We start from the raw sequence: 22334 nt of genomic DNA, 5'->3' as shown, positions 1-22334 counted from the left end.
GACCGCTTCTACGGGACGGTGGACTTCTCCGTCGGAGTCTCTTTCAGACTCCGCACCGACGAGACGGCGAACACGACAACCTCGTCACGGAAGTCCAACCCCGCCGCCGCTGCCCGCTGCCGGAGGCCGGTCGCGCTGCCGAGCAGGGAGAGGATCGCGATGCTCATGAAGTTCCAGCGCAACCTCACCCGCTCAGGCATCGCGTCCGGAAAGGCACGGATCACCTGCGGAAGCACCGAAGCCAGACTGTCCCGGGCGAGCCGCCACAGCAAATCGTCGTCAGCATTGGCCAGTTGACACACGATGTTCATCCACCGCGGCCCACGCTCCGGCTCGGCGTCGATCAGCTCGAAGTAGGGATCGGTGAGCATCGCGACAAGCGCCTCCTCGGACGGCGGCTCAGGCCGCACGGCCAGCTCGGCGGCACCGGCGATCAACTGGTCGTTGACTCCCTTCCCGAGGTCCATCAGCACGGCTTCCAGCAGCCGCTCCTTGGAATCGAAGTGGTAATGGACCGCAGCCGGACCGAACCCCGCAGCCGTATTGATGGCCCGCACCGACACGGACCCCACTCCCTGCTCGGCGAAGAGCCTCTCGGCGACTTCGAGTAGACGCCGCCGGGTGGCGGCTCCCTGGCTCTTTCGACTCTCGGACTTCGACACGACGACAGGCTATCCGGCCGGGTGAGCCGGGTGCTCAGCGGTGACACCGCCTCGGCTGGTGGGTTCCTTCTGCACTGAAGCCGAAGAGTTTCCGGACCCGGAACCGGGACCACCGTGACGGGTTCACGGCCGCCACGCTGTACGCCCACCGCCCCGACAGCACGGCCTTCGGCGTCGCCAAGGTGTCACCGCGCATCAGCCCCACATCAGACCTCCCGAAATGGCCTAAGCCTTGAAGAACTTTACAGTCGGGCGCGCTCCGGTCTAGCCTGAAAAAGTCTTCAATCGCTAGACCCTTACAGGAGGGCCGTCGCCATGCCCGTCCAGGACACCGTCGACTTCCGCCTGACCATCGATGGTCAGGCGCATGACACACAGAACACGTTCGCCGTCGTCAATCCGTCCACAGGGGAGACAGTCGCGCATGCGCCCGAGGCGTCGAAGGAGCAGGTGGACGAAGCCTTCCGCGCCGCGGCGCACGCCTTCCCGGCCTGGTCCTCGGAGGAGGACCCGCGCCGCAGGGCACTGCGCGAGGCCGCCGGAGTGCTGGCAGGAGCCGCCGAACGGATCGCGCCCACTCTCACCGCCGAACAGGGGAAGCCGCTGCGATTCGCCGTGGGCGAGATCCTCGGCGCGGCGGCCTGGCTGACGTACTACGCGGACCTCGACGCCCCGGCGACCGTGCTCCAGGACGACGCGCACGCCTACGCGGAGGCGCGGTTGCGTCCCCTCGGAGTCGTCGCGGCCATCACACCGTGGAACTTCCCCGTGTACATCGCCATGGCGAAGGTGGCCATGGCCCTGCGGGCGGGCAACACGGTCGTCCTCAAGCCCTCGCCCTACACCCCGCTCTCCACCCTCCAGACGGTGAGCGCTCTCGCGGACGTCCTGCCCGCCGGCGTGCTGAACGTGGTGACCGGAAGCGACCGGATCGCCCCCTGGGTGACCCGGCACCCACTCGTCCGCAAGATCAGCTTCACCGGCTCCACGGCGACCGGCCGCAGGATCGCGCAGGCGGCGGCCGCGTCGTTCACGCCGCTGACGCTGGAGATGGGAGGCAACGATCCGGCCGTCGTCCTCGATGACGCCGACGTCCGGCACACCGCGGACCGGCTCTTCGCCGCCGCCTTCGACAACTGCGGCCAGGCTTGTGTGGCCCCCAAGCGGGTCTACGCCGACCGGCGCATCCACGCCGACCTGGTCGACGCGCTCGCGGAGCGCGCCCGCGCGGCGCGCATCGGCGACGGCATGGACCCCGAGACCGAGTTCGGCCCCCTCAACAACCGCGCTCAGCGCGACCGGGTCGCCGACCTCGTCGAGGACGCCGTCGACCGCGGCGCCACCCTGGTCACGGGCGGCAGGGCGCCGGCGGGCCGGGGCTGGTTCTACGAGCCCACCATCGTGACCGGCGTCTCCAACGGGATCCGTCTGGTGGACGAGGAACAGTTCGGCCCTGTGCTGCCGGTGATGAGCTTCGACGGCATCGACGAGGCGGTACGGCTCGCCAACGACACGTCCTTCGGTCTGGGAGCGTCGGTGTGGGGCGCCGACACCGCCCGTGCGAGCGACGTGGCGCGGCGGCTGGAAGCGGGCAACTGCTGGGTGAACACACACGTCGCCCTCGCTCCGCACCAGCCGTTCGCCGGCTGGAAGTCCAGCGGGGTGGGCATCGAGGGCGGACACTGGGGGCTGGAGAGCTTCAGCGCCGTCCAGCTCGCCTACCGGACCGACCTCTGATGGCCGCCTCCGACGGCATGGCCACATCCGACGGCGCGGACCACACCCCGCCCACCCCGCTCAAGCCCCCGCCCGCCCCGCTCACGTCCCCACCCGCGCCGCTCATGTCCCCACCCGGCACGGCGCCCCCGCAGACCGACCCCGCGACGCGCCGCCCGGCGAGAGACGGCGGTCGCCGAGCGTCGGCGGTGATCGCGATCGCCTGCGCAGGGCAATTCCTCGTCGTCCTCGACGTCTCCGTGGTCAATGTGGCGCTGCCCTCCTTGAAGACCGGACTCGGGCTGTCCGACGGAGGGCTCCAGTGGGTGCTGAACGCGTACGCGATCGCCTTCGCCGGCTTCATGCTGCTGGGCGGCCGGGCCGCCGACCTGTTCGGGCACAAGCGGGTCTTCCTCGTCGGGCTCGGCCTGTTCACCGCGGCCTCGGTCGCCGGCGGGCTGGCGGAGACGGACTGGCAACTGCTGGCCGCTCGTGTCGTCCAGGGCCTGGGCGCCGCGGTGCTCTCCCCCACGACGCTCACCATCGTGATGTCCGCCGTCCCGCCCGGACCGGCCCGGCTCCGTGCCGTGGCCACCTGGTCCGCGGTGGGAGCCGGCGGCGGCGCGGCGGGTGGACTGGTCGGCGGTGTGCTGACCGACCTGCTCTCCTGGCGCTGGGTATTGCTGATCAACGCTCCCATCGGCGTGCTCGTCCTCGTCGCGGCCGTCCTGTGCCTCCGGGAGAGCCGGACGGCCGGGGGCCGGCGCCTCGATCTGACCGGCGCCGTCCTGGTCACGGCCGGGAGCGCCGCCATCGCGTACGGCGTGGTCCAGTCGGAGCGGACCGGCTGGACAGGGGCTGCCGCCATTGGGGCGCTGCTCGCCGGAACCCTGCTGCTGGCCGCCTTCGTCACCGATCAGGCACGCGCCCGCGAACCGCTGATGCCACTGAGGATCTTCCGCTCACGGGCGGTGTCGGCCGCCAACGCCGGCGTCTTCGTCCTCGGTTCGGCGTCCTTCGCCTCGTGGTTCTTCGTCACCGTGTACGCGCAGGGGGTGCTGGGCTACAGCCCTCTCGAGGCCGGTCTCGCCCTCGCGCCCAGCGCGCTGAGCATCGTGCTGGGCTCGAAGGCGGCGCCCCGTCTCATGTCCCTCCTGGGCATGCGCTCGACAGCGGTGCTGGGCACCGTCGTGGCCGGCGTCGGCTACGTCCTTCAGTCCCTCATGACCGCCGACGGCTCGTACGCCACGACGCTGCTGGGTCCCGGGATCGTGATGATGACGGGCATGGGCGTGGCGCTCACCCCGCTCGCCGCGCTGGCCACCAGCGGCGTCGACGCGGCGGACGCCGGTCTCGCCTCCGGCATGGTCAACATGTCCCGGACCATGGGAGGCGCGCTGGGGCTGGCCGTCCTGTCCACGATCGCGGCGGCGAGAACCGCCGGGAGCGGTACGGCCCAGGACCTGACCTCCGGCTACGCCCTCGCGTTCCGTACCGCGTCGATGGTCCTGCTGGCCGGCGCCGCACTCATGTGCGTGTGGCTGCCCCGCCCCTCGAAGACACCGGATGTATAGGTCTTTCCATTTTAGACCATTTCACGTACCGTGATGTGTCATGGAGACCAGTACAACAGCCGCATCATCGGTCCCGGAGAGTGCCCGCATCCTCATCGAGATCGCGAACAGCCGGGAACTCTCGGTACGCCCGGACCTGCTGGAGGGCCCGCCTGCCGTCGCCTTCCTGCGGGAGCTGTCGCTCCTGCGGGAAGGTGTGCCGCTCGACGAAGCCGCGTTGGAGGATGTCCGCCGGTTCCGTGACGTGCTCAACCGCCTCCTCGTCGACCGCGGCGACGCGGATGCCTGGCAGCGGCTCAACGCGCTCGCGCGGGAAGTCTCCCTCCGGGCGGTCTTCAGCCCCGACGAGGTGGAACTGGTTGCGGAACCCGGCGCCGACCGCCCCGTGGGCGACCTGGTGATCCATCTCCACAGGGTGATCGGCGACGGGAGCTGGCTCCGCGTCCGGCTCTGCGCCAACGACACGTGTGCCGCGGCCTTCTACGACGCGACACGCAGCCGGACCCAGCGCTGGCACTCCTATGCCGACTGCGGAAACAAGAGCAACGTCGCCGCACACAGGGCGCGTGTCCGCTCGGCGGGAACACACTGAGCTTCTTGAGGCCCGGCCCGTCCCGGGTGGCGCAGGGAGGCCCGGGTCTGGTGTCCGGTGGAACGCGCCGAGGCTCGTCGTTTTCCCGGTGGCCGGACGGGTCGTTTTCCCGGTGGCTGGACGGGCACCCGGCAGGTGTCCACAGGGACCGACGTCGACTCGTTCCCCTGCGGGCCGCCCGTCGTGATGTGCCAGGAGGTGCGGATGAACGCGACAGCGGAAGGGACTGTGCGGGTAGGCAGGCGCCGGGTGCCGCTGACCAACCCCGACAAGGAACTCTTCCCGGACGACGGGATCACGAAGGCCGAACTCGTCGACTACTACCGCACTGTCGCCCCCGTCATGCTGCCCTTCTTGCATGACCGGCCCCTGGTCATGGAGCGGTATCCCGACGGCTACGGCGGCCGGTCCTTCTTCCACAAGGACCTCCCGGACTACTTCCCCGACTGGATCCACCACCACGAGGTGCCCAAGCAGGGCGGCACGGTGGACATGGCCGTCTGCGACGATGCCGCCACGCTCGCCTATCTGGCCAACCAGGCGTGCCTGACACCGCACCCGTGGCTCAGCCGTACCGACCGCCTCGACCAGCCCGACCGGCTGGTGTTCGACCTCGACCCGCCGACCGCCGACGACTTCGAGACCGTACGGTGGGCCGCGCGCGAGCTCGGCGAATTCCTCACCGGGCTTGGTCTTCGCCCTGCTGTGATGACCACCGGCTCACGCGGACTGCACCTGGTGGTGCTCCTGAACCGCCGCACCGACTTCGACACCGCACGCGCCTTCGCCCGCCGCGTCGCCGATCTGCTCGCCGCCCGCCATCCTGACCGGCTGACCACCGCCGCGCGCAAGGCCGACCGAGGCGACCGCCTCTACCTCGATGTCCAGCGCAACGCCTATGCCCAGACCTCCGTCGCCCCCTATGCCGTACGAGCCCGGCCGCACGCCCCGGTCGCGACACCGCTGGCCTGGAACGAACTCGACGACCCCGACCTCGGACCCCAGCACTGGACGCTGCGCACCCTCCCGAACCGCCTGGCCGAGGTCGGCGATCCCTGGAACGGCCTGGGCCGGTGCCGCCGTTCCCTCGCCACGGCCGTACGGCGCATCGACGCGATCGTGGAGGACGACCGCACGGAGTGAAAGGAGCGAGTGGAGGACGACCGCACCGGGTGAAAGGAGTGAGGCCATCATGCCGACCGCGACGGAACAAGCCAGGGCCGATGCCCTGCTCACCACCCACGGGCAGACCTACGCGCAAGAGGCCGGCGTGAAACTGCGCGACACGCCGCAGCCGCTCTACCAGTTGCTGGTGCTCGCCCACCTGCTCAGCGCACGGATCAGGGCGTCCGTGGCCACGGACGCCGCGCGCGCCCTGTTCGACGACGGGATGCGCAACCCGAAGCGCATGAGCGAAGCCACCTGGCAGCAGCGTGTGGACGCTCTCGGCAAGGGCCACTACCGCCGCTACGACGAACGCACCGCCACCCAGCTCGGCGAGGCCGCCGATCAACTGCTGGAACAGTACGGCGGCGACCTGCGCAAGCTCCGCGAGGCCGCCGGCGGCGACGTCGAGGAATGCAAGCGCCTGCTGCGCGAACTACCCGGCATCGGGCCCGCCGGTGCGGACATCTTCCTGCGGGAGGCCCAGGGCGTCTGGCCCGAGGCCGCGCCGTATTTCGACGCCAAGGCCCTCCAGGGCTCCGCCCGGCTCGGCCTCCCGAAATCACCGAGCGCCCTCGCCCGCCTGGCGAAAGAGAAGGATTACCCAGCGCTTGCGGCCGGCCTGGTGCGATCCGCGCTCGACAAGCGAGTGGCAGAGGACGTCACCGCGCGCGCCGACAGGTGACGGCAGCGGACCACGAAGAACGTAAGTAGCCCGTCCACGGCAGATCCTCGGGATCGAACCCGGCGCCGTGAACAAGAGGTGGATGGGGCGGCGTCATTGAGTGGCTGCGGGTGGGTCTGGAGACACCGCGCAAGCAGCGGCACACCTCGATGGCTAGATCCAGTTCGCCCACCCGAAGGTGAAGAGGTATGCCCGCCGCAGCGCGTCCTCTCCCCGCAGGAACATGACCAGCAGCGTCGCGAGGAACAGCAGGGCAAACGCTCCACCGATGCCAGCACCGACCACGGCTCCTGCGGCAAAGCCCGTGACCACGCTGACCACGATCACAATCCCCAGACCGAAGTTCGCCGCAGGCAGGTCAGCACGAAGCACCTCTCGCACCGCCCCACGAGCCGCCCTCATGTCGGAGACATACCGCTCTCGTGCCGCCGCCGGATCTGCTTCGGGACCCTCAGGCCACTCCTGCACCAAGTCACCCCCTACCTGCTCGAGCCATACTCTCCGCCGGTCCCAAATCGAGCCGCCCGACGGGGACACACCACGAAGCCCCAGCTTCACCGATTATCCACAAACCGGAGCCACCTCAACTCGCCCCGGCGAGGCCACCAGTGAACGCTCTGGGACGTGTCTTCAAATGACATCGGATGGTGGATCAGGGGCGGGTGATACGCCGCCATGAACTGTGCGATGCTGAATGGGAGTTCGTCCGGCCGCTGCTGCCTGCGTCCGCGCGGGGGCGGAAGCGGTTGAACGACCGACGGGTCCGCAATGGGATCTGGCTGCCCGACGGGCCGTCGCGCGTCTGGTTCGGCCGACACCCACCGCCGCATCCCCCGCCGACCTGACAGCCGACCCCTCCCTTCCCCCCAACAGGGCACAGAGAATCTCAGCCCACCACCGGATGGCCAATCCGTACGCGGCGTGGCACCGGTCCGATGGTCACGTCAAGTGACCTTACGTGGCCTGCCAGCTACGACAACAGGTCAACAACCCGCTGCCGAGTGGCTCGCCACGTGTGCCCACCTGGCCAGTCAACGGTGCGCATCGCCTCTGTCAGCCCGCCCCTCGTCCGAAACCGTCCGCAGCCGCGGGCGGGGCCGCCAAAAACCCACCCTTGGCCGCGAGACGGCGTCGGATGGGTCAGGGCGGTCAGGCAATGCGCTCGCAGGCGTAGCCGGCGGTCATGCCAGAAAGCGGAAAGTCGTACACCCACATGCGGCAGCCCCAGGTCTGGCTGCCGTCCGAAATCGTGCGGTAGGAATTGACGGTCGTGTCCTGGGGGCCGCTGCACCAACCAGACACGTGCCACCCGAGATAGGGGGCCGCCTCGGCCGTCAGAGAGCTGCACGAGTACGTGGGGGCGGCGGGAGCGGCGTCGGCCGCCGGGGCAAGCGTGAAGCCCACGGCGAGAGACGCGATCAGCCCCGTGCCCAGGCGAGAAAGCAGTTTCATGAGGGAGCCCTTCTTGTTGTTGACGGAATCTTGTTGCCGGTGGGGTGCGGAAGCCCGGCGATCCGCCGGGCCCCGTCATCCAGCCGGTGGGGCACTTTCGCCACGCCCCGGGCCGAGACTAGAACGAAGGTTGTGGACAAAACGTGGGCGTGAAGTACCGGCCGTCCAGCGGGCGTTGCGCCATGCACGGCCCTGGCACGAACGGTCACCGTGTGATCCCGCGGTAGGGGGACGGGGTGTTGGTCTCGTCGTCGAGGTCCGGTCGAGGCCGGATGGTCAGCGAGCCAGACGCATCGCCGGACAACGGGCCACCGGGTCGTCCCGATCGAGAAGCCGCGGCACGTCGTATCAGGGCTGACAAGCGGCCGAGAGTTGCGCCTCTCCTGGCGCCGTCGGGCATGTCGCCCCGGCGTCGTGCAGCCCCGCGCGCTGTACGCGGTCAGCCGGTCGGCCGGTTTCGCCGGGTGCCAAATCCGGATGCCCGGGTCCGGTCCTGGGCATCGGACACGTCGCACGACCAGGGTGAGCGGACCGCCTGTGTGGCCGGGCTGAACGGGTCCGTCCGGTCGTGGCCCGATAGAACGCTCGGCTCCGGCGGAGCCGTATCCCGTGCGCGGCCCGGCCGGGTTCCGTCCCCGGAGCACGGCCGCTCCCCCGGCTCCAGCCCCGGTTCGACAGGAGACGCCGTGCCGCCCCACTGCGCCCCTCACCCTAGGCGGACACCAGCAGCCGGCCGGGACGGACCTGCTGTTCAGCCCGCAGGCCCTGCACCGGGACGAGGGGACCTACCACAACGTGCTCGCCTTCGATCCTGACCGCTGGGCGGACCGAGACGTGCGCGGGATGCCGCGGGGCACCTATCTGCCGTTCGGGGCGGGCCGCCGGGCCTGTATCGGGGCGGCCTTCGCGCAAGCGGAGATGACCTTCCTGGTCGCCACCGTGTGCCGCCGCCGGCGACTGACGGCCCGACCGCCGCTGGAGCTGACACCGGTGTACCGGGCCGTGTCCCGCTTCGACGACCTCACCTTCACCGCCGAGCCACGCCGTCCAACCCGGTAGTGACCGCCTCCGCCGTGACGACCCCCGTCGCTGTGTGCTGCCTTACGGCGTCGCCGGTACCCCGACACCCGAACGGCGCACACCGGATGCCGTGCTCCGTCCCTTCAGGTATGTCGCCCGTTGGTAGGCGACATACCTGAGACGGAACAGGACTGCCCGGATGCCCGTCCAGTGGCGGGGCCAGTCACATGACAGATGTGGGAGCTGTCCGTTTTCTTCACAATGGAGGACACATACACGACCGCTCCCCCGGCACGACACGGGTGAGGGGCGGTCGGTCCGCGCGAGGGCGAGGCGGCGCACCCGTTCCGGCTCGTCCAGAGCTCACGAGGAGTCCGACCATGGCAGAGGGCACTGAGCACACCCCGGCCACCCCGAGCGTCCTGAACGACCCGCTGCTGAACCACGGCGTCGGGTTCACCGAGGCCGAACGGGAGAGCCTGGGCCTGACCGGACGGCTGCCCGCCGCGGTCCTCACCCTGGAGCAGCAGGCCGAGCGCGCCTACCGCCAGCTGCGGGCCCAGGGAAGCGACCTCGCGAAGAACATCTACCTCGAACAACTCCACGACCGGAACGAGAACCTGTACTTCACGGTGCTCCGCGGTCACCTCCCCGAGCTGCTGCCCATCGTGTACGACCCCACCGTCGGCGAGGCCATCGAGCGCTACTCGCACGAGTACCGCCGCCCGCGCGGAGTGTTTCTCTCGATCGACCGGCCCGACACCATCGAGGAGTCCTTCCGCACGCTCGGCCTCGGCCCGGACGACGTCGACCTGATCGTCTGCTCGGACGCCGAGCAGATCCTCGGCATCGGCGACTGGGGCGTGGGTGGCGTCCAGATCGCCGTCGGCAAGCTGGCCGTCTACACGGCCGCCGCCGGCATCGACCCCCGCCGCGTGATCGCCGTCTCCCTGGACGTCGGCACCGACCGCCAGTCCCTGCTGGAGGACCCGCTGTACCTCGGCAACCGCTTCCCGCGCGTACGAGGCTCCGAGTACGACTCCTTCATCGAGAAGTACCTGAGCACCGCCTCCGCGATGTTCCCGGGCGCCCTGCTGCACTTCGAGGACTTCGGCCCCGGCAACGCGCGCCGCATCCTGGAGCAGTACCGCGACCGGTACCGGATCTTCAACGACGACGTACAGGGCACCGGCGCCATCACCCTGGCCGCCGCCCTGGCCGCCGTGCAGGTCAGCGGCATCCCCATGCGCGACCAGCGCCTCGTCGTCTACGGCAGCGGCACCGCCGGAGTCGGCATCGCCGACCAGCTCCACGACGCGATGGTCCGCGACGGCGCCACCGAAGAACAGGCCACGGACCAGATCTGGCTCATCGACAAGCCGGGCCTGCTCACCCGGGACATGACCGACCTGCGCGACTTCCAGCGGCGCTACGCCCGCGACCCCGGCCAGGTGGACGGCTGGGCGTCCGCCGGCAGCGGCGTCCGACTGCTGGAGACCGTGCGGCACGCCAAGCCGACCATCCTGCTCGGCACCTCCACCGTCCCCGGAGCGTTCACCCGGGACGTCATCGAGGCGATGGCCGCCGGCACCGAACGCCCCATCGTGCTGCCGCTGTCCAACCCGACCTCACGGATCGAGGTCATGCCCGCCGACGTCATCGCCTGGACGCGGGGCAAGGCGCTCGTCGCCACCGGCATCCCGGTGGACCCGGTCGAGTACGGTGGGGTGACCTACCGCATCGGCCAGGCCAACAACGCGCTGCTCTACCCCGGACTCGGTCTCGGCACCGTCGTGGCCGGCGCCTCCCGCGTCACCGACGGCATGCTGCTGGCCGCCGCCGAGGCCGTCGCCGGACAGGTCGATCCCGCCGAGGCCGGTGCCGCGCTGCTGCCGCCGGTCGAGGAGCTGTGGGAGTCGTCCGCCGTCACCGCCGCCGCGGTCGTCCGCGCCGCGATGGCCGAGGGCGTCGCCGAGAACCGGCCCACCGACCCGGAACGGGCGGTCCGTGACCGCATGTGGGAGCCCGGCTACCAGCGCAAGGAGCGTGTGACGGCATGACCTCCCACGACACCGACAGCAGCGCCCCGGTGATCCGTGACGTCCCCATCGGCATCAACGCCACCGGCACCCGCCACGAGACCGACTCGATGGGCGCCGTCGACGTGCCCGCCGACCGCTACTGGGGCGCCCAGACCCAGCGCAGCCTGGTCCACTTCTCCATCGGCGACGACCACATGCCGAAGGCGGTCTACCACGCGTACGGGCACGTCAAGAGGGCCGCCGCCATCGTCAACGGCCGCACCGGGCGGCTCCCCGCGTGGCAGGCCGCGCTGATCCGGCGCGTCGCGGAGGAGGTCGTCGCCGGGGAGCTCGACGACCACTTCCCGCTGTACGTCTGGCAGACCGGCTCGGGCACGCAGTCCAACATGAACACCAACGAGGTCATCAGCAACCGGGCCATCCAGCTCACCGGGGGCGACCTCGGCAGCAAGACCCCGGTCCACCCCAACGACCACGTCAACATGGGGCAGTCGTCCAACGACACCTTCCCCACCGCCATGCACATCGCCGCCGTACAGGCCGTGCACGAGCGGGTGCTGCCCGCCGTCCGCGCCCTCCAGCGGGCCATCGCGGACAAGGCCGACCAGTGGCGGGACGTGGTGAAGATCGGGCGGACCCACCTGGAGGACGCCGTCCCGCTCACCGTCGGACAGGAATGGTCCGGCTACGCACACCAGTTGGAGCAAGCGGCCGAGCGGGTCGCGCACTCGGCCGAGGGACTGCTCGAACTCGCGATGGGCGGCACCGCCGTCGGCACCGGCCTCAACGCCCCGGACGGGTTCGCCGAACAGGTCGCGGACGAGATCGCCCGCGCCACCGGCTACTCCTTCACCACGGCGAGGAACAAGTTCGCCGCGCAGGGCGGGCTGGACGCGATGGTCGGCGCCTCCGCAGGACTGCGGGCACTGGCGGTCCCGCTGATGAAGATCGCCAACGACATCCGCTGGCTGGCCTCCGGACCGCGCTGCGGCCTCGGCGAACTCGTCCTGCCGGCCAACGAACCGGGCTCCTCGATCATGCCCGGCAAGGTCAACCCGACCCAGTGCGAAGCCCTGGTCATGGTGTGCATCCAGGTGCTCTCCGAGGACCAGGCGATCGCCTTCGCCGGCTCGCAGGGCAACTTCGAACTGAACGCGATGCGCCCGGTCATCGTGAACAACTTCCTGCACATGGCGGTGATCCTGGCCGACGCCTGCGACAAGTTCCGCGAGTTCTGTATCGAGGGCGTCGAGCTGAACCGGGAACAGGTCGAGGAGTACATCAACCGCTCGCTGATGCTGGTCACCGCCTTGTCCCCGGCCATCGGCTACGACAAGGCGTCCGCCATCGCGCACAAGGCGAACGACGAGGGCACCACGCTCAGGGAGGCCGCGCTCGCCACCGGCTACGTCAGCGCGGAGGAGTTCGACCGGATCGTCGAACCCGCCGCGATGGCCGGCCTGACACCGCACCGCGCCTAGAGCTCACGATCACTTCTGTCTGGAGGTGTGCGCGCATCACGGATGTCCAGTAGAAATTGCGCCATGCCTACTCACCCTTCCCTCCTGCTCGTCCATGGCGCCTGGCACGGCACATGGTGTTGGCAGCCACTGATCAACCACCTCCCCGGCGTGGACGTTCACACGGTCGCCCTGCCCAGTAGCGGCCCGGACCCCCAGGCCCTCGGAGACCTGTACGACGACGCAGCGGCGATTTCGGCCGCGCTGGAGGCCATAGCCGGCCCCACCGTCGTCGTCGGCCATTCCTACGGCGGCTGCCCCGTGAGCCAGGCCGCCGGCTCGGCGGGTGACGTACGCCGGGTCATCTATCTCACCGCGCTGATGCAGGATGTCGGTGACGCGCTGCTGACTCTGGTGGGCGGGGCGTATCCGCCGGATTGGGACGTGCACGAGGACGAGGAGGGCAAGGAGGAGTACTTCGACGTACACGACCCGCTGCGAGCCCTCTACGCCGACGTGGAGCCGGACCTGGCCGCCCGGTGCGTCGCCCGACTCGGTCATGAGTCGCTGCGCGCCGTGAAGCAGCCACTCACGGAGGCCGCGTGGCGCAGTGTGCCCAGTACCTACATCGTCTGCGAGGACGACGTCGCCATTCCGCCGCCTCTTCAGGAACAGATGGCGGTGCGTGCGGAGCGCGTGCGGCGCATTCGCTCGTCGCATTCCCCGTTCCTCAGCCGCCCCGCGGAACTGGCCGGCCTGCTGCGGGAGGAGATGGCGGCGATCTGAAGGAACGTCGGCGGTGAGGCCCTTGGAACTCGTCAGCAGACTTGTTCGAGGGTGCCGTCGCCGGTGTCGAACAGGCAGCACAGTCCTCCGCCGGCGACGGTGAGGTCGGTGAACGTCTTCCTGATGTTGGCCGACCGCGCGAACAAGCGGCTCATCTCCGACGTCGCTGCCCAGCACTCCACCGATGTGTGGCCGGGGTGCAGATCGGACTCGAACCGGATCGTCGCGTAGATGTACCCGATCCGGATGCGCCCGCCCGCGTCGGGTTCAAGGCCGTTCCTCTGCGCGTACTCCCGCAGCGGGTCATCGACGTCGAACATGAGGGACATGTCGAGTTCGAGTCTGCTGCTCGTGGAGCAGTCGACCGGCTCGCTCTTGAAACGGGACGTGAACGGGAGGACGAGCCGGTCACCGCCGGGCAGGGTGACCTCGAGCGGCGGCACGGCACGGGCCGGTGGCGCCAGCTCGGCCAGATCGGCCAACAGCCTGGCGACGTTCCGAGGAGGCAGATAGATGTCGTAGCTGTAGATCAGCCCCATGTTTCCCCCTGTCCCAGATCGAACCGCACTGTCTCACACCCCGGCCCTCGGGGGCTTGTCGGTTTTGAGCTCGCAGCACGTTCATGAGTGGTCCCTCCCGAGGCGCCGTCGGCAGATCAGACTGCGGGCCAACGAGAGGCAGGCGTCGTGGAGTTCGAGATGTCGCGCCCATCGGACGGGGATCATCTCGCGTGACACGGGCGCGACGGATCTCACCGCGGATCAGCCGGCCCCATCATCGCCACCCGCTGCGGAGCACCGACGGACCCCTCCACCGGCGTGCGGCGACGTAGGACGGCAGGAGGCGCTGCCGGTCGGTGGACGCGCTAGTCGATCGGAGGCTGCGGCAGCTCCGCCTTCCCCTCCTCCATGTGGAACGTGTACGCCAGCGAGTACCAGGGGGCGTCACCATGGGCTCCGGACGGATGCGGTTCCTCACGGCGGCGGAAGTCACCCATGAGAGCGCGGGTGACTCCGAACTGGACGTCCGACTCGAGATGCGGGTCGTCGTCGCAGTACACCTGGGAGATCAGGGTCTTGAAGCCTTCTTTGAAGACCAGGGCGTGCAGGTGCGCGGGCCGGTACGGATGGCGGTTCTGGGCCTTCAGCAGCCGTCCGACGACCGCGTCCGTGGGGATGGGGTACCCGGCCATCCGTACGGTGCGGAACCAGAACCGGCCGTTGTCGTCGGTGGTGAACTTGCCCCGCAGGTTCATGGGTGCCTGGTCCGGGTCCTGGTTCTCGTAGAGCCCGACGGGGGAGGAATGCCAGATGTCGACCTCGGCGCCGGCCACCGGCGTGCCGTGCGGATCGACGACGGTGGCATCGACGTACAGAGGGGCGCCGGGGTCGGGGACCTGACGATCGTTCCCCCGTTCTCGACGCGGGGGGAGTTCATCCGCCAGAACGGACCCAGGAGGGACTGGTTCGTCTCCGTGGCGCCGCCGTCGCCGTTGTTGAGCAGGCAGACCAACGTGGACAGCCCGAGCGAACCCGCCATCAGCACGGCCTCGTTGTGCCGGTCGTCGCTCGCCTGGCCGATCTCGTTGACGAACCGGGCGGCGGCCCTGAACTCGTCCTCGGTGAGGCGCGACTCCCGTACGAAGTCGTGGAGGTGGCTCACCAACGACGTCATGATCTCCCGCAGTCTGGGGTCGCTGGTCCGTTGCATCACCGCCAGCACGGCAGGGGTCACTTCACGGTGATCGTTGAGGATCATTTTCCTCGTTCTTCCGGACGGACGGGCGGACGGGCGGACGGACGGGCGGACTACTGGCGGTGGGGGTCTGTCGCGGAGCCGGCCTGCCGGCCCGGCGACGGTTCAGCGGTCGTGCCGGTGTGCGCGGTCGCGGCCTCGCCACGGCGTTCCTCCAGGGTCCTGCCTCCCGCGCTCCACAGGGACGGGGGCACTTCGGTCAGCACCACACGCACCGTCGAATCCGGTGCGCCGAGGGTGTCCCGGACGGCCTCGTGGACCGCCCGGAGACAGGCCCGAAGGGCTTCGGGGTCGCGGCCGGCGGCCACGGAGATGGCTACGAACGGCATGTCAGCCACCCACCTGAACACGTCCGAGCGAGCCGAAGTCGGCGGCCACGGTGGCGCCCTTCCCCACAGGAACGGCGTCGGTCATGCCACCGGTGAGCACGAGCCAGCCGGCGCGCAGGGAGTGGCCGCGCCTGGCGAGTTGGTTCGCCGCGAACACCAGGGCCAGAGCGGGGTCTCCCAGCACTGCCGCGCCGGTGGCGGCGTCGACGACGATGTTGTCGACCTCCAGGACGCACCGCTCCCGAACGGCGTCGAGGTCCGCGGTCGACCGGGTGACCGAGCCTGTGACGAAGCCCCCTGAGGAGGCGTTGTCCGCGACGACGTCCGGCAGGGTGAAGCGGAAGTCCCGGTACCGGCTGTCGATGATCTCGATCCCGCCCCGGACACATGCCACGGCGCGCAGAGCGTCGGCGGCCGTGATTCCCGGGCCCGTGAGGTCCTGGCCGAGGACATAAACGATCTCCGGCTCCGCTCGGGGATGGATGTACCGGTCCATCGGCAGCGGTTCCCCCGCGGGGAGGACCATGGCATCCGTCAGCCAAGCGGTGAAGGGGCTGTCCACGCCCATCCGCCGCTGCTTGGCCCGGGAGGTGAGGCCGAGCTTCACTCCCACCACCGTCTCGCCCCGGGCCTGACGCAGCCGCAGTGTCTCGTCCTGTATCGCGTACGCGGTCTCAAGATCCAGGTCCGGCCATTCCTGTGTCACCGGATCACCGTCGACTACGGAGTCCTCCCGCTCCAGCAGTGCTGAATGAGCCGCTGTACGAGCTGGCCCACCTGGGCCACGCCGAACTGTTCACCCCGGTGTACGAGGAGAGTCTGGCGTTCTTCGTCGACGTCTACGGACTGGACCTGGTGGCGGAGGCCGGCCAAAGCGCCTACTTGCGTGCGTGGAGCGACCACGACCTGACCACACTGAAGCTGACCGCCGCCGACCGCGCAGGGCTCGGTCATGTCGGCTGGCGCACGGTCAGTCCGCAGGCACTGGATCGTCGTGTCGCGGCGTTGGAGGAGCGCGGCGTCACCGGGCAATGGATCGACGGCGACGTGGGGCACGGCAAGGCGTACAGGTTCCGTGCGCCGAGCGGGCAGCTGATGGAGCTGTACTACGAGACCGAGAAGTACCGGGCGGCCGCCGGCAAGGCGTCGTATCTGCCCAACCAGCCGCAGTCCTCGGTCAGCCGGGGTGTCGGCGCCGCCCGTATCGACCACATCAACGTCCTGGCCCGGGAGGTCCCGGACGCGCGGAGGTTCATGTGCGACACGCTCGGCTTCAAGCTCCGTGAACACCTGGTACCGCCGGGTCAGCCCGAGGTCGGCGCCTGGCTGAGCCTGATGAACAAGGCCCACGACCTCGCCATCACCCGCGAACCGGCCGACACCACCGGCCGGCTGCACCATCTCGCGTACGCGGTGGAGAACCGTTCGGACGTGCTCCGGGCCGCCGACGTCTTCTGCGAACTGGGTACCCCGATCGAGTTCGGGCCCGCCAAACACGCGCGGACCCAGGGCTTCTTCCTGTACGTCCTGGAGCCCGGCGGCAACCGGATCGAGATCTTCTCCGGCGGCATCCACATCTTCTCGCCCGACTGGGAACCGGTCACCTGGACCACCGAGGGCGAGGGCCGGTCGACGGGCTGGGGCCTGGCCGTGCCGAACAGCTTCCACACCCATGCCACTCCGACGCTGCCGTAATGATCCGCGCCGGACGGACAGGGGCCGCCAGCAGCATCGGGGCCGGTGGACTCACCCCTCTCGTCGAGCGGCAGCTCGAGAACAGACCGCTGTCGGGCATCCTGTTCGCCCTGTCCGCCGAGCCCCGGGCTTCGACCGGCCCCTGCGCCCGCCCGTGGTCGGAGCACGGACCGGTCGAAGGTCCCTCGGAGGTGGCGCAGGCCGGGCCTCGGGGCCCGGGACGTGCTAGGGGAAGTTGACGGTGGCGTCGGTGGAGATGGAGACGACGACCGAACCGGCGGTGTCGGCCGTGAACGTGTCGACCGCGGCGATCTGCTTCCCCCAGCGTTCGACGAGTTCGGTCTGCGTCGCCTTGGCGATCTCGTCGATCCAGACCTTCTGGGCGGCCCAGGCGTTCTCCGCCTCCACGCTCGCGGCGGCCTCGGAGAAGGAGATCGCCGACATGTTCTTCTTGACGGTGTTCCAGAAGTCGACGAAGAACGCCCGGGACTGCTTGACGTCCGCGCGGGTGCCGGTCCGGTAGACGTGGCCGCCGACGTAGGTGTCGAAGTCGAGTTCGAGGATGGCGTCGTGGCCCAGCAGGATGCCCGGCAGGTAGTCGGCGTTGCCCCAGCCCCGGTAGGGCGCCCAGCCGGGCATGACCACATCGGTCATGACCGCGAGACGCTGCCGTGGGAAGTAGGTGAGGATGTTGCCGGCCTCGTGGTTGGCGCCCGGGTAGATCAGGCGGATCTCCTCACCCCCGATGTACAGGGTGTTGTACCTGCCGCTCACGACCTTTTGCGGCATGGGCCGCGCGGGGTCCTTGTGCAGCGCCAGGATGGTGGCGCAGTCGGCGTGCGCGATGCGGGTCACGTTCGGGAAGTCGGTCACCGCGCCCACGTGGTCCAGGTGGGAGTGGCTGTAGATGAAATGCGTTACCGGCTTGGCGGTGACCGACGCAATTGCCTCCTTGAGCTTTCCGCTGGAGGCCGGCGGCGCGTCCACGAGCACTACGCCGTCCTGGGTGACGACGAACACCGACTGCACGAATCCGGTGACGACGACGTACGCATTGCTGCCGACGCGCTGAATACGGTAGCCCTTGCCGTTGTCTGGCAGTGGCTTCGCGTTCGGCGGAAGGGGCAGGAAAGCGGGGGTCCCGGCTGCCGCGGCAACCGCGTCACGGCCGTTCGTGTCCTGGTCCGACGGCGTGGCGGCTGACACGTTGTCGCCGTCCACCGCGAGCGTGAGTGCGCCGGCACCAGCCGCAGCGGCGACGGCGGCGCTTCCGCCGCGTATGACGGTACGACGGTTGACCATAATGGTCCTCTGATTCGAGTGGTGGGCTGCATTGGCCGGCCGCAGCCGAGATTAGGGGCCGCTCAGATTTCCATCAAGTTTTTCAGAAAGGTCTCTTTTTAATGACCGGGTCACCTCGAAGTGACTCGGTCATCAGCAGATGACAAGGTTACGAAAGATTACTTCCCGAGCCATTCGATAAACCACGCTCGCTCGCCGCACCGGACGATCGTACACATATCCACTTTGTCAGGGAATCATTGAAAAGTGAGAATTTGGCCCGCTGGGGGCGACAAGGGAATTCTGACCAAAGCCGGGCAGGTCGAAACAGGGCGTTGTAGGCTCACCACGTGAGTGCAGCACTTCGAAAAGAAGCAGACATTTACGGCATGGGCACGCCGACGCGAGAGGCCCTCGACCGGCTCGCCAGCCGATGGACCGTGCTCATCACGTCCGCTCTCGAAGACGGGCCCACGCGGTTCAACGACCTCAAGAACCGACTCGGGGTGAGCGCTCAGGTGTTGACCCGGACACTGCGCGAGCTCGAGAGGGACGGCCTGATCACTCGCGTCATCTACGCCGAGACACCGATTCGCGTGGAGTACGAACTCACGCCCCTGGGCGGGACCATGTGCCCGGTCGTCCGCGAGATCAGGCAGTGGGCGGAGCGCATGGCTCCCGCCATCGGCGAGGCCCGGGAGGCGTACGACCAGCGGGACACCCCGATCCAGCTCTGACCCGACGGCGCAGCCCTCCGGCGCCGTATGCCTACGGCGGCGGTCCTTTGGCGCGGCTCCTCACGACGCGATGCGCGAACGCCTGGCGCCTTCCTCCCATGTGGCCACAACTCGAAGAAAGAGGAACCGCCTTGATCAGCCGACGCCGGTTCACCCTGCTGAGCGCATCCGCCGCAGCAGTCTCGACGGCTTCCGTCCCCGCGGTCCAGGCGGCCGGGTCGCGACGCCGCACCCCTCGGGTACGCAATGTCGTACTGGTCCACGGCGCCTACGCGGACGGCTCCTCGTGGGGCAGGGTGATCCCCTTGCTGCAACGCGCGGGCATGAACGTGACCGCCGTGCAGAACCCTCTGACCTCCCTCGCCGACGACGCTGCCGCGACGAGGTTCGCGCTGGCGCGGCAGGACGGCCCCACCCTCCTCGTGGCCCACTCCTACGGCGGCACCGTGATCTCCGAAGTGGGACTCGCCGACAACGTCGCCGGACTCGTCTTCGTCGCCGCACGGGCTCCGGAGGCCGGGGAGGACTTCGCCGCCCTGGCGGCCGGGTTCCCCACCCCGCCGGTGTCGTCGGGCATCGTGACGTCCGGCGGTTTCAGATGGCTGAGCGAGGACGCCTTCCTCCGGGACTTCGCCAACGGAGTACCTCGCGCGGACGCCCTTGCGCTCTACGCCGCTCAGGGACTGCTGTCCACGGCGCCGCCGACCACGAGCGTGGCCGCGTGGCACGAGAAGCCGTCCTGGTACGCCGTCTCGAAGGACGACAGAACCATCAACCCCGATCTGGAACGGTTCATGGCCCGGCGCATGAAGGCCGAGACCATCGAGGTGGACGCGGGGCACCTGTCCCTCGTCTCCCGTCCCGACAGGATCGCCCGGCTCATCCTGACAGCGGCCACCGCGGTCGGCTGAACCCTCACCGGCCGACCCGTCCGATCACGGCTCCGACCGACCGCCGGAGCACCGCGGACAGTCACATGACCGATGCGTCCCGTACGTACCGTCGCGCAGCCTGTCGTGACAGACAGTTCTCAGGTGCACGTTCGGAATGAGGGAGGAATCGTGTCCGTGACGTTCGCGCCGCACGTCGGTCGCGCACCCGACGGTCCATGGGCCCGCGCCGGCCGCCGCTGGGGGTGGCTCGCCGTTCTCGTCGTCGGTCTGCTGCTGTTCTGGGCGATCCACGCGGCTCTGGTGTCGACGCAGAACCCGAATCTGGTGCCCGCTCTCCTCTTCTTCGGCGCGACGCTGATCCCGGCGTCGTTCGTCGCGTTCGTAGCGGGCCGGCGCCTGGACTTCGGCGTGGGCCTCGGAACGGTGGCCGGTACGGCGATCGTTGGCGGTGCGCTCGGTGTCACCACGGCCGGTGTGCTGGAGTACCGCACTCTGATGCTGCTGGACGTGATGCCCATGATCGCCGTGGGCGTCATCGAGGAGGCGGCCAAGCTCATCGTCCCGGCATTGTTGCTGCTCGTGATCCGCGACCGTCACCCCGGCGACGGGCTGTTGGTGGGTGTCGCCTCGGGCGCCGGTTTCGCCGCGTTCGAGACCATGGGGTACGCCTTCGTCGAGCTGATCCGGTCGAGTGGCGATCTGACGGACGTGGACCATCTGCTCGTGATCCGGGGCCTGTTGAGCCCCGCGGCTCATATGGCCTGGACCGGGCTCACGGCCGCCGCACTGTGGGCCGCCGCCGCACGGGGCCGGCGCCGCCGTTCGGTGGGACTGTTCGTGCTGGTGTACGCCGTCGCGGTTGCCCTGCACGCCGCGTGGGACAGCTTCGACACCGACCTTTCGTACATCGTGCTGGCCGTCATCAGTCTCTCCCTGCTGATCGCCGCAACCCACCGACTGGCCTCCCGCAGGGGGCAGTTGGAGAACCGAGCGTTCCACCCCGAGGAGGGCTGATCATGACGGCGAACGCGGAACCCACTCCCCTGGTCGACGTGCACGCCCACTTCCTGACCCCGCGCTATGTGCAGGAGGCGCGGGACGCGGGGAACGACCGTCCCGATGGCATGGCCGCCTTCCCCACCTGGGACGCGTCCGTGCACCTGGAGCTGATGGACGAGTGGGGCGTGGCGACGTCACTGCTGTCGATCTCCTCTCCCGGCGTCCACTTCGGGGACGACGCGGCATCCCGCTCACTGAGCCGACACGTCAACGAGGCCGGGGCCGAGATCGGACGCCGGAACCCGGCCCGCTTCGGCCACTTCGCCTCGCTCCCGCTCCCGGACGTCGACGGCGCCCTCGCGGAGCTGGAGTACGCGATGGACCAACTCGGCAGCGACGGCGTGACGTTCGAGACCAACGCACACGGCATGTACCTGGGGAATCCGCGTCTCGAACCGCTGCTCGAAGAGCTGAACCGCCGGCGGACACCGGTCTTCGTGCACCCGACCTCGCCGCCGAACCAGCAACAGGTCGCACTCGGCCGCCCCCGGCCCATGCTGGAGTTCATCTTCGACTCCACCCGCACCGTCAGCGACCTCGTCTTCAGCGGTCACCTCGCCGCGTACCCGGACATTCCATGGGTGTTCACGCACGGAGGCGGCGTACTGCCGCTGCTCACCGACCGGATGGAGCTGTTCCGCAGTGTGTTCGCCGGGGACAGCGACCCCAACGGGACCGCTCCGCCCATCGGCCCGGTCCCGGACCAGGTCCGCCGGCTCTGGTTCGACATGGCGGGCACACCGTTCCCGCACCAAGTACCCGCGCTGACCGCGGCGTTCGGCTCCGAGCGGCTGCTGTACGGCAGTGACTACTGCTTCACGCCCGCGGTGGGCACCAAGGCGCAGATCGCATCCGTCGACGCCGCTCCACAGCCGGACGGCGACACCTGGCGAGCCCTCACCACGCGCAACGCCCGCCGCTTGTTCCCCCGCCTGGACACGGACTGAGGACGGCACGACCTGACAGTGACACCGGGTTCGACATCGTCCGCGGGCTTCAGATCTGCCGCAGAGTCCCCCGGTGCAGTTCCGCGACGCGTCCGTCGGGGGTGTCGTAGGTCCAGAAGGCGTCGACCGTCATGGTGTCGAGGTTCATGGCGTGTGCTGATGGGCCCGGACGACGGTGGAGTCGATCTGGACCAGCTGGTCGATCCCACCGGCGGCATCCACCCGGGCCTGGATCTGTTGCAGGGCCCGGGTGGACACGCCGTCGATGGCGCAGCGGCGGAAGCGGGTGTAGACCGTCTGCCACGGGTCGTAGCGTTCCGGAAGCTCACGCCACGAGATACCGGTGCGGATCTTGTGGACCATGCCGTTGATGGCTTGCCGGCCCTCCACACGCGGCCTGCCCGTGGCGGCCCGCGGTGTCAGCGGAGCGAGCAACTCCCGCTACTGGTCCGTGAGTTCATGGCGGCATATCACTCCACCACGAT

At 69.4% G+C, this 22334-nt stretch carries 23 protein-coding genes and 1 pseudogene; 14 read left to right on the top strand and 10 right to left on the bottom strand.

Translation table 11 applies throughout. The features are described from left to right. Window positions 1-8: 8 nt before the first annotated feature. Window positions 9-662, bottom strand: coding sequence for a TetR/AcrR family transcriptional regulator (locus AB0F77_RS37435; RefSeq protein ID WP_361957428.1), 654 nt, complete (start codon window positions 660-662; stop codon window positions 9-11). A gap of 315 nt (window positions 663-977) precedes the next feature. Between AB0F77_RS37435 and AB0F77_RS37430 the strand changes: the two genes are divergently transcribed. From AB0F77_RS37430 to AB0F77_RS37410, 5 genes are all read left to right on the top strand, one after another. Further along, entirely contained in the window at window positions 978-2399 is a 1422-nt protein-coding gene (locus AB0F77_RS37430) for an aldehyde dehydrogenase family protein (protein ID WP_361957425.1), read from the top strand. After that, window positions 2399-3952: an MFS transporter gene (locus AB0F77_RS37425; RefSeq protein WP_361957422.1), complete on the top strand. Its 1554-nt coding sequence runs from the start codon at window positions 2399-2401 to the stop codon at window positions 3950-3952. The genes AB0F77_RS37430 and AB0F77_RS37425 overlap by 1 nt, the downstream gene beginning before the upstream one ends. A gap of 40 nt (window positions 3953-3992) precedes the next feature. After that, window positions 3993-4544, top strand: coding sequence for a CGNR zinc finger domain-containing protein (locus tag AB0F77_RS37420; RefSeq protein WP_361957419.1), 552 nt, complete (start codon window positions 3993-3995; stop codon window positions 4542-4544). 204 nt (window positions 4545-4748) lie between these two features. Further along, entirely contained in the window at window positions 4749-5687 is a 939-nt protein-coding gene (gene ligD / locus AB0F77_RS37415) for a non-homologous end-joining DNA ligase (protein ID WP_361957416.1), read from the top strand. A 49-nt stretch (window positions 5688-5736) separates the two neighbouring features. Beyond that, a complete protein-coding gene (locus AB0F77_RS37410; RefSeq protein ID WP_361957413.1) occupies window positions 5737-6393 on the top strand; it encodes an endonuclease in 657 nt (218 codons plus the stop codon). 153 nt (window positions 6394-6546) lie between these two features. Here the strand turns inward: AB0F77_RS37410 and AB0F77_RS37405 are convergent, their stop codons facing one another. Together AB0F77_RS37405 and AB0F77_RS37400 are read right to left on the bottom strand one after the other, a co-directional pair. Continuing rightward, window positions 6547-6765, bottom strand: a complete 219-nt coding sequence (locus AB0F77_RS37405) for a hypothetical protein (RefSeq protein WP_361957410.1) — start codon at window positions 6763-6765, stop codon at window positions 6547-6549. 777 nt (window positions 6766-7542) lie between these two features. Then, window positions 7543-7845, bottom strand: a complete 303-nt coding sequence (locus AB0F77_RS37400) for a hypothetical protein (RefSeq protein WP_361957407.1) — start codon at window positions 7843-7845, stop codon at window positions 7543-7545. Between the two features lie 609 nt (window positions 7846-8454). Between AB0F77_RS37400 and AB0F77_RS37395 the strand changes: the two genes are divergently transcribed. The 4 genes from AB0F77_RS37395 to AB0F77_RS37380 all read left to right on the top strand — a co-directional run bounded on the left by AB0F77_RS37395 (window position 8455) and on the right by AB0F77_RS37380 (window position 13153). Continuing rightward, window positions 8455-8904, top strand: a complete 450-nt coding sequence (locus tag AB0F77_RS37395; RefSeq protein ID WP_361957404.1) for a cytochrome P450 — start codon at window positions 8455-8457, stop codon at window positions 8902-8904. A gap of 341 nt (window positions 8905-9245) precedes the next feature. Beyond that, window positions 9246-10925 carry an NAD-dependent malic enzyme gene (locus AB0F77_RS37390; RefSeq protein ID WP_361957401.1) on the top strand — a complete coding sequence of 560 codons (1680 nt, stop codon included), beginning with the start codon at window positions 9246-9248 and terminating at the stop codon, window positions 10923-10925. Then, on the top strand, window positions 10922-12388 hold the full coding sequence (gene fumC, locus AB0F77_RS37385) for a class II fumarate hydratase (protein ID WP_361957398.1): 1467 nt from the start codon (window positions 10922-10924) through the stop codon (window positions 12386-12388). The genes AB0F77_RS37390 and fumC overlap by 4 nt, the downstream gene beginning before the upstream one ends. A gap of 63 nt (window positions 12389-12451) precedes the next feature. Continuing rightward, window positions 12452-13153 carry an alpha/beta hydrolase gene (locus AB0F77_RS37380; protein WP_361957395.1) on the top strand — a complete coding sequence of 234 codons (702 nt, stop codon included), beginning with the start codon at window positions 12452-12454 and terminating at the stop codon, window positions 13151-13153. Window positions 13154-13185: 32 nt separating this feature from the next. Here AB0F77_RS37380 and AB0F77_RS37375 read toward each other — a convergent pair whose 3' ends face one another. The 5 genes and pseudogenes from AB0F77_RS37375 to AB0F77_RS37355 all read right to left on the bottom strand — a co-directional run bounded on the left by AB0F77_RS37375 (window position 13186) and on the right by AB0F77_RS37355 (window position 15943). Beyond that, on the bottom strand, window positions 13186-13692 hold the full coding sequence (locus AB0F77_RS37375; protein ID WP_361957392.1) for a hypothetical protein: 507 nt from the start codon (window positions 13690-13692) through the stop codon (window positions 13186-13188). 326 nt (window positions 13693-14018) lie between these two features. Then, window positions 14019-14528 (bottom strand): hypothetical protein, encoded by a 510-nt coding sequence (locus tag AB0F77_RS37370; protein WP_361957465.1) that lies wholly within the window; start codon window positions 14526-14528, stop codon window positions 14019-14021. A gap of 176 nt (window positions 14529-14704) precedes the next feature. Next, window positions 14705-14827, bottom strand: a pseudogene (locus tag AB0F77_RS37365) (dioxygenase); the annotation flags it as partial. A gap of 134 nt (window positions 14828-14961) precedes the next feature. Next, window positions 14962-15237, bottom strand: a complete 276-nt coding sequence (locus AB0F77_RS37360; protein WP_361957389.1) for a 4-oxalocrotonate tautomerase family protein — start codon at window positions 15235-15237, stop codon at window positions 14962-14964. A gap of 1 nt (window position 15238) precedes the next feature. Next, window positions 15239-15943, bottom strand: a complete 705-nt coding sequence (locus tag AB0F77_RS37355; protein ID WP_361957386.1) for a 4-oxalocrotonate decarboxylase — start codon at window positions 15941-15943, stop codon at window positions 15239-15241. A gap of 38 nt (window positions 15944-15981) precedes the next feature. Between AB0F77_RS37355 and AB0F77_RS37350 the strand changes: the two genes are divergently transcribed. Continuing rightward, entirely contained in the window at window positions 15982-16932 is a 951-nt protein-coding gene (locus tag AB0F77_RS37350; RefSeq protein WP_361957383.1) for a VOC family protein, read from the top strand. A 225-nt stretch (window positions 16933-17157) separates the two neighbouring features. Here the strand turns inward: AB0F77_RS37350 and AB0F77_RS37345 are convergent, their stop codons facing one another. Next, window positions 17158-18138: an MBL fold metallo-hydrolase gene (locus AB0F77_RS37345; RefSeq protein WP_361957380.1), complete on the bottom strand. Its 981-nt coding sequence runs from the start codon at window positions 18136-18138 to the stop codon at window positions 17158-17160. Between the two features lie 464 nt (window positions 18139-18602). On the opposite strand from AB0F77_RS37345, the gene AB0F77_RS37340 reads away from it, so the two are divergent. From AB0F77_RS37340 to AB0F77_RS37325, 4 genes are all read left to right on the top strand, one after another. Further along, window positions 18603-18950, top strand: coding sequence for a helix-turn-helix domain-containing protein (locus AB0F77_RS37340; protein WP_361957377.1), 348 nt, complete (start codon window positions 18603-18605; stop codon window positions 18948-18950). 131 nt (window positions 18951-19081) lie between these two features. After that, window positions 19082-19861 carry an alpha/beta hydrolase gene (locus AB0F77_RS37335; protein ID WP_361957374.1) on the top strand — a complete coding sequence of 260 codons (780 nt, stop codon included), beginning with the start codon at window positions 19082-19084 and terminating at the stop codon, window positions 19859-19861. Between the two features lie 150 nt (window positions 19862-20011). Beyond that, window positions 20012-20857, top strand: a complete 846-nt coding sequence (locus AB0F77_RS37330; protein ID WP_361957371.1) for a PrsW family glutamic-type intramembrane protease — start codon at window positions 20012-20014, stop codon at window positions 20855-20857. A 2-nt stretch (window positions 20858-20859) separates the two neighbouring features. Beyond that, on the top strand, window positions 20860-21849 hold the full coding sequence (locus AB0F77_RS37325) for an amidohydrolase family protein (protein ID WP_361957368.1): 990 nt from the start codon (window positions 20860-20862) through the stop codon (window positions 21847-21849). Window positions 21850-21993: 144 nt separating this feature from the next. Here AB0F77_RS37325 and AB0F77_RS37320 read toward each other — a convergent pair whose 3' ends face one another. After that, window positions 21994-22284, bottom strand: a complete 291-nt coding sequence (locus tag AB0F77_RS37320) for a transposase (RefSeq protein WP_361957365.1) — start codon at window positions 22282-22284, stop codon at window positions 21994-21996. Window positions 22285-22334 lie beyond the last annotated feature (50 nt).

Source organism: Streptomyces sp. NPDC026672 (assembly GCF_040638185.1).
Lineage (GTDB): Bacteria > Actinomycetota > Actinomycetes > Streptomycetales > Streptomycetaceae > Streptomyces.
This window is presented reverse-complemented; position numbering and strand designations above follow the sequence as displayed.

Excerpts from the sequence above, each read along its gene's own strand:
- AB0F77_RS37400 (WP_361957407.1), bottom strand. The coding sequence starts at position 7,845 with ATGAAACTGCTTTCTCGCCTGGGCACGGGGCTGATCGCGTCTCTCGCC.
- fumC (WP_361957398.1), top strand. The coding sequence starts at position 10,922 with ATGACCTCCCACGACACCGACAGCAGCGCCCCGGTGATCCGTGACGTC.
- ligD (WP_361957416.1), top strand. The coding sequence starts at position 4,749 with ATGAACGCGACAGCGGAAGGGACTGTGCGGGTAGGCAGGCGCCGGGTG.
- AB0F77_RS37430 (WP_361957425.1), top strand. The coding sequence starts at position 978 with ATGCCCGTCCAGGACACCGTCGACTTCCGCCTGACCATCGATGGTCAG.
- AB0F77_RS37375 (WP_361957392.1), bottom strand. The coding sequence starts at position 13,692 with ATGGGGCTGATCTACAGCTACGACATCTATCTGCCTCCTCGGAACGTC.
- AB0F77_RS37360 (WP_361957389.1), bottom strand. The coding sequence starts at position 15,237 with ATGCCGTTCGTAGCCATCTCCGTGGCCGCCGGCCGCGACCCCGAAGCC.
- AB0F77_RS37340 (WP_361957377.1), top strand. The coding sequence starts at position 18,603 with ATGGGCACGCCGACGCGAGAGGCCCTCGACCGGCTCGCCAGCCGATGG.
- AB0F77_RS37390 (WP_361957401.1), top strand. The coding sequence starts at position 9,246 with ATGGCAGAGGGCACTGAGCACACCCCGGCCACCCCGAGCGTCCTGAAC.
- AB0F77_RS37425 (WP_361957422.1), top strand. The coding sequence starts at position 2,399 with ATGGCCGCCTCCGACGGCATGGCCACATCCGACGGCGCGGACCACACC.
- AB0F77_RS37420 (WP_361957419.1), top strand. The coding sequence starts at position 3,993 with ATGGAGACCAGTACAACAGCCGCATCATCGGTCCCGGAGAGTGCCCGC.
- AB0F77_RS37380 (WP_361957395.1), top strand. The coding sequence starts at position 12,452 with ATGCCTACTCACCCTTCCCTCCTGCTCGTCCATGGCGCCTGGCACGGC.
- AB0F77_RS37325 (WP_361957368.1), top strand. The coding sequence starts at position 20,860 with ATGACGGCGAACGCGGAACCCACTCCCCTGGTCGACGTGCACGCCCAC.
- AB0F77_RS37410 (WP_361957413.1), top strand. The coding sequence starts at position 5,737 with ATGCCGACCGCGACGGAACAAGCCAGGGCCGATGCCCTGCTCACCACC.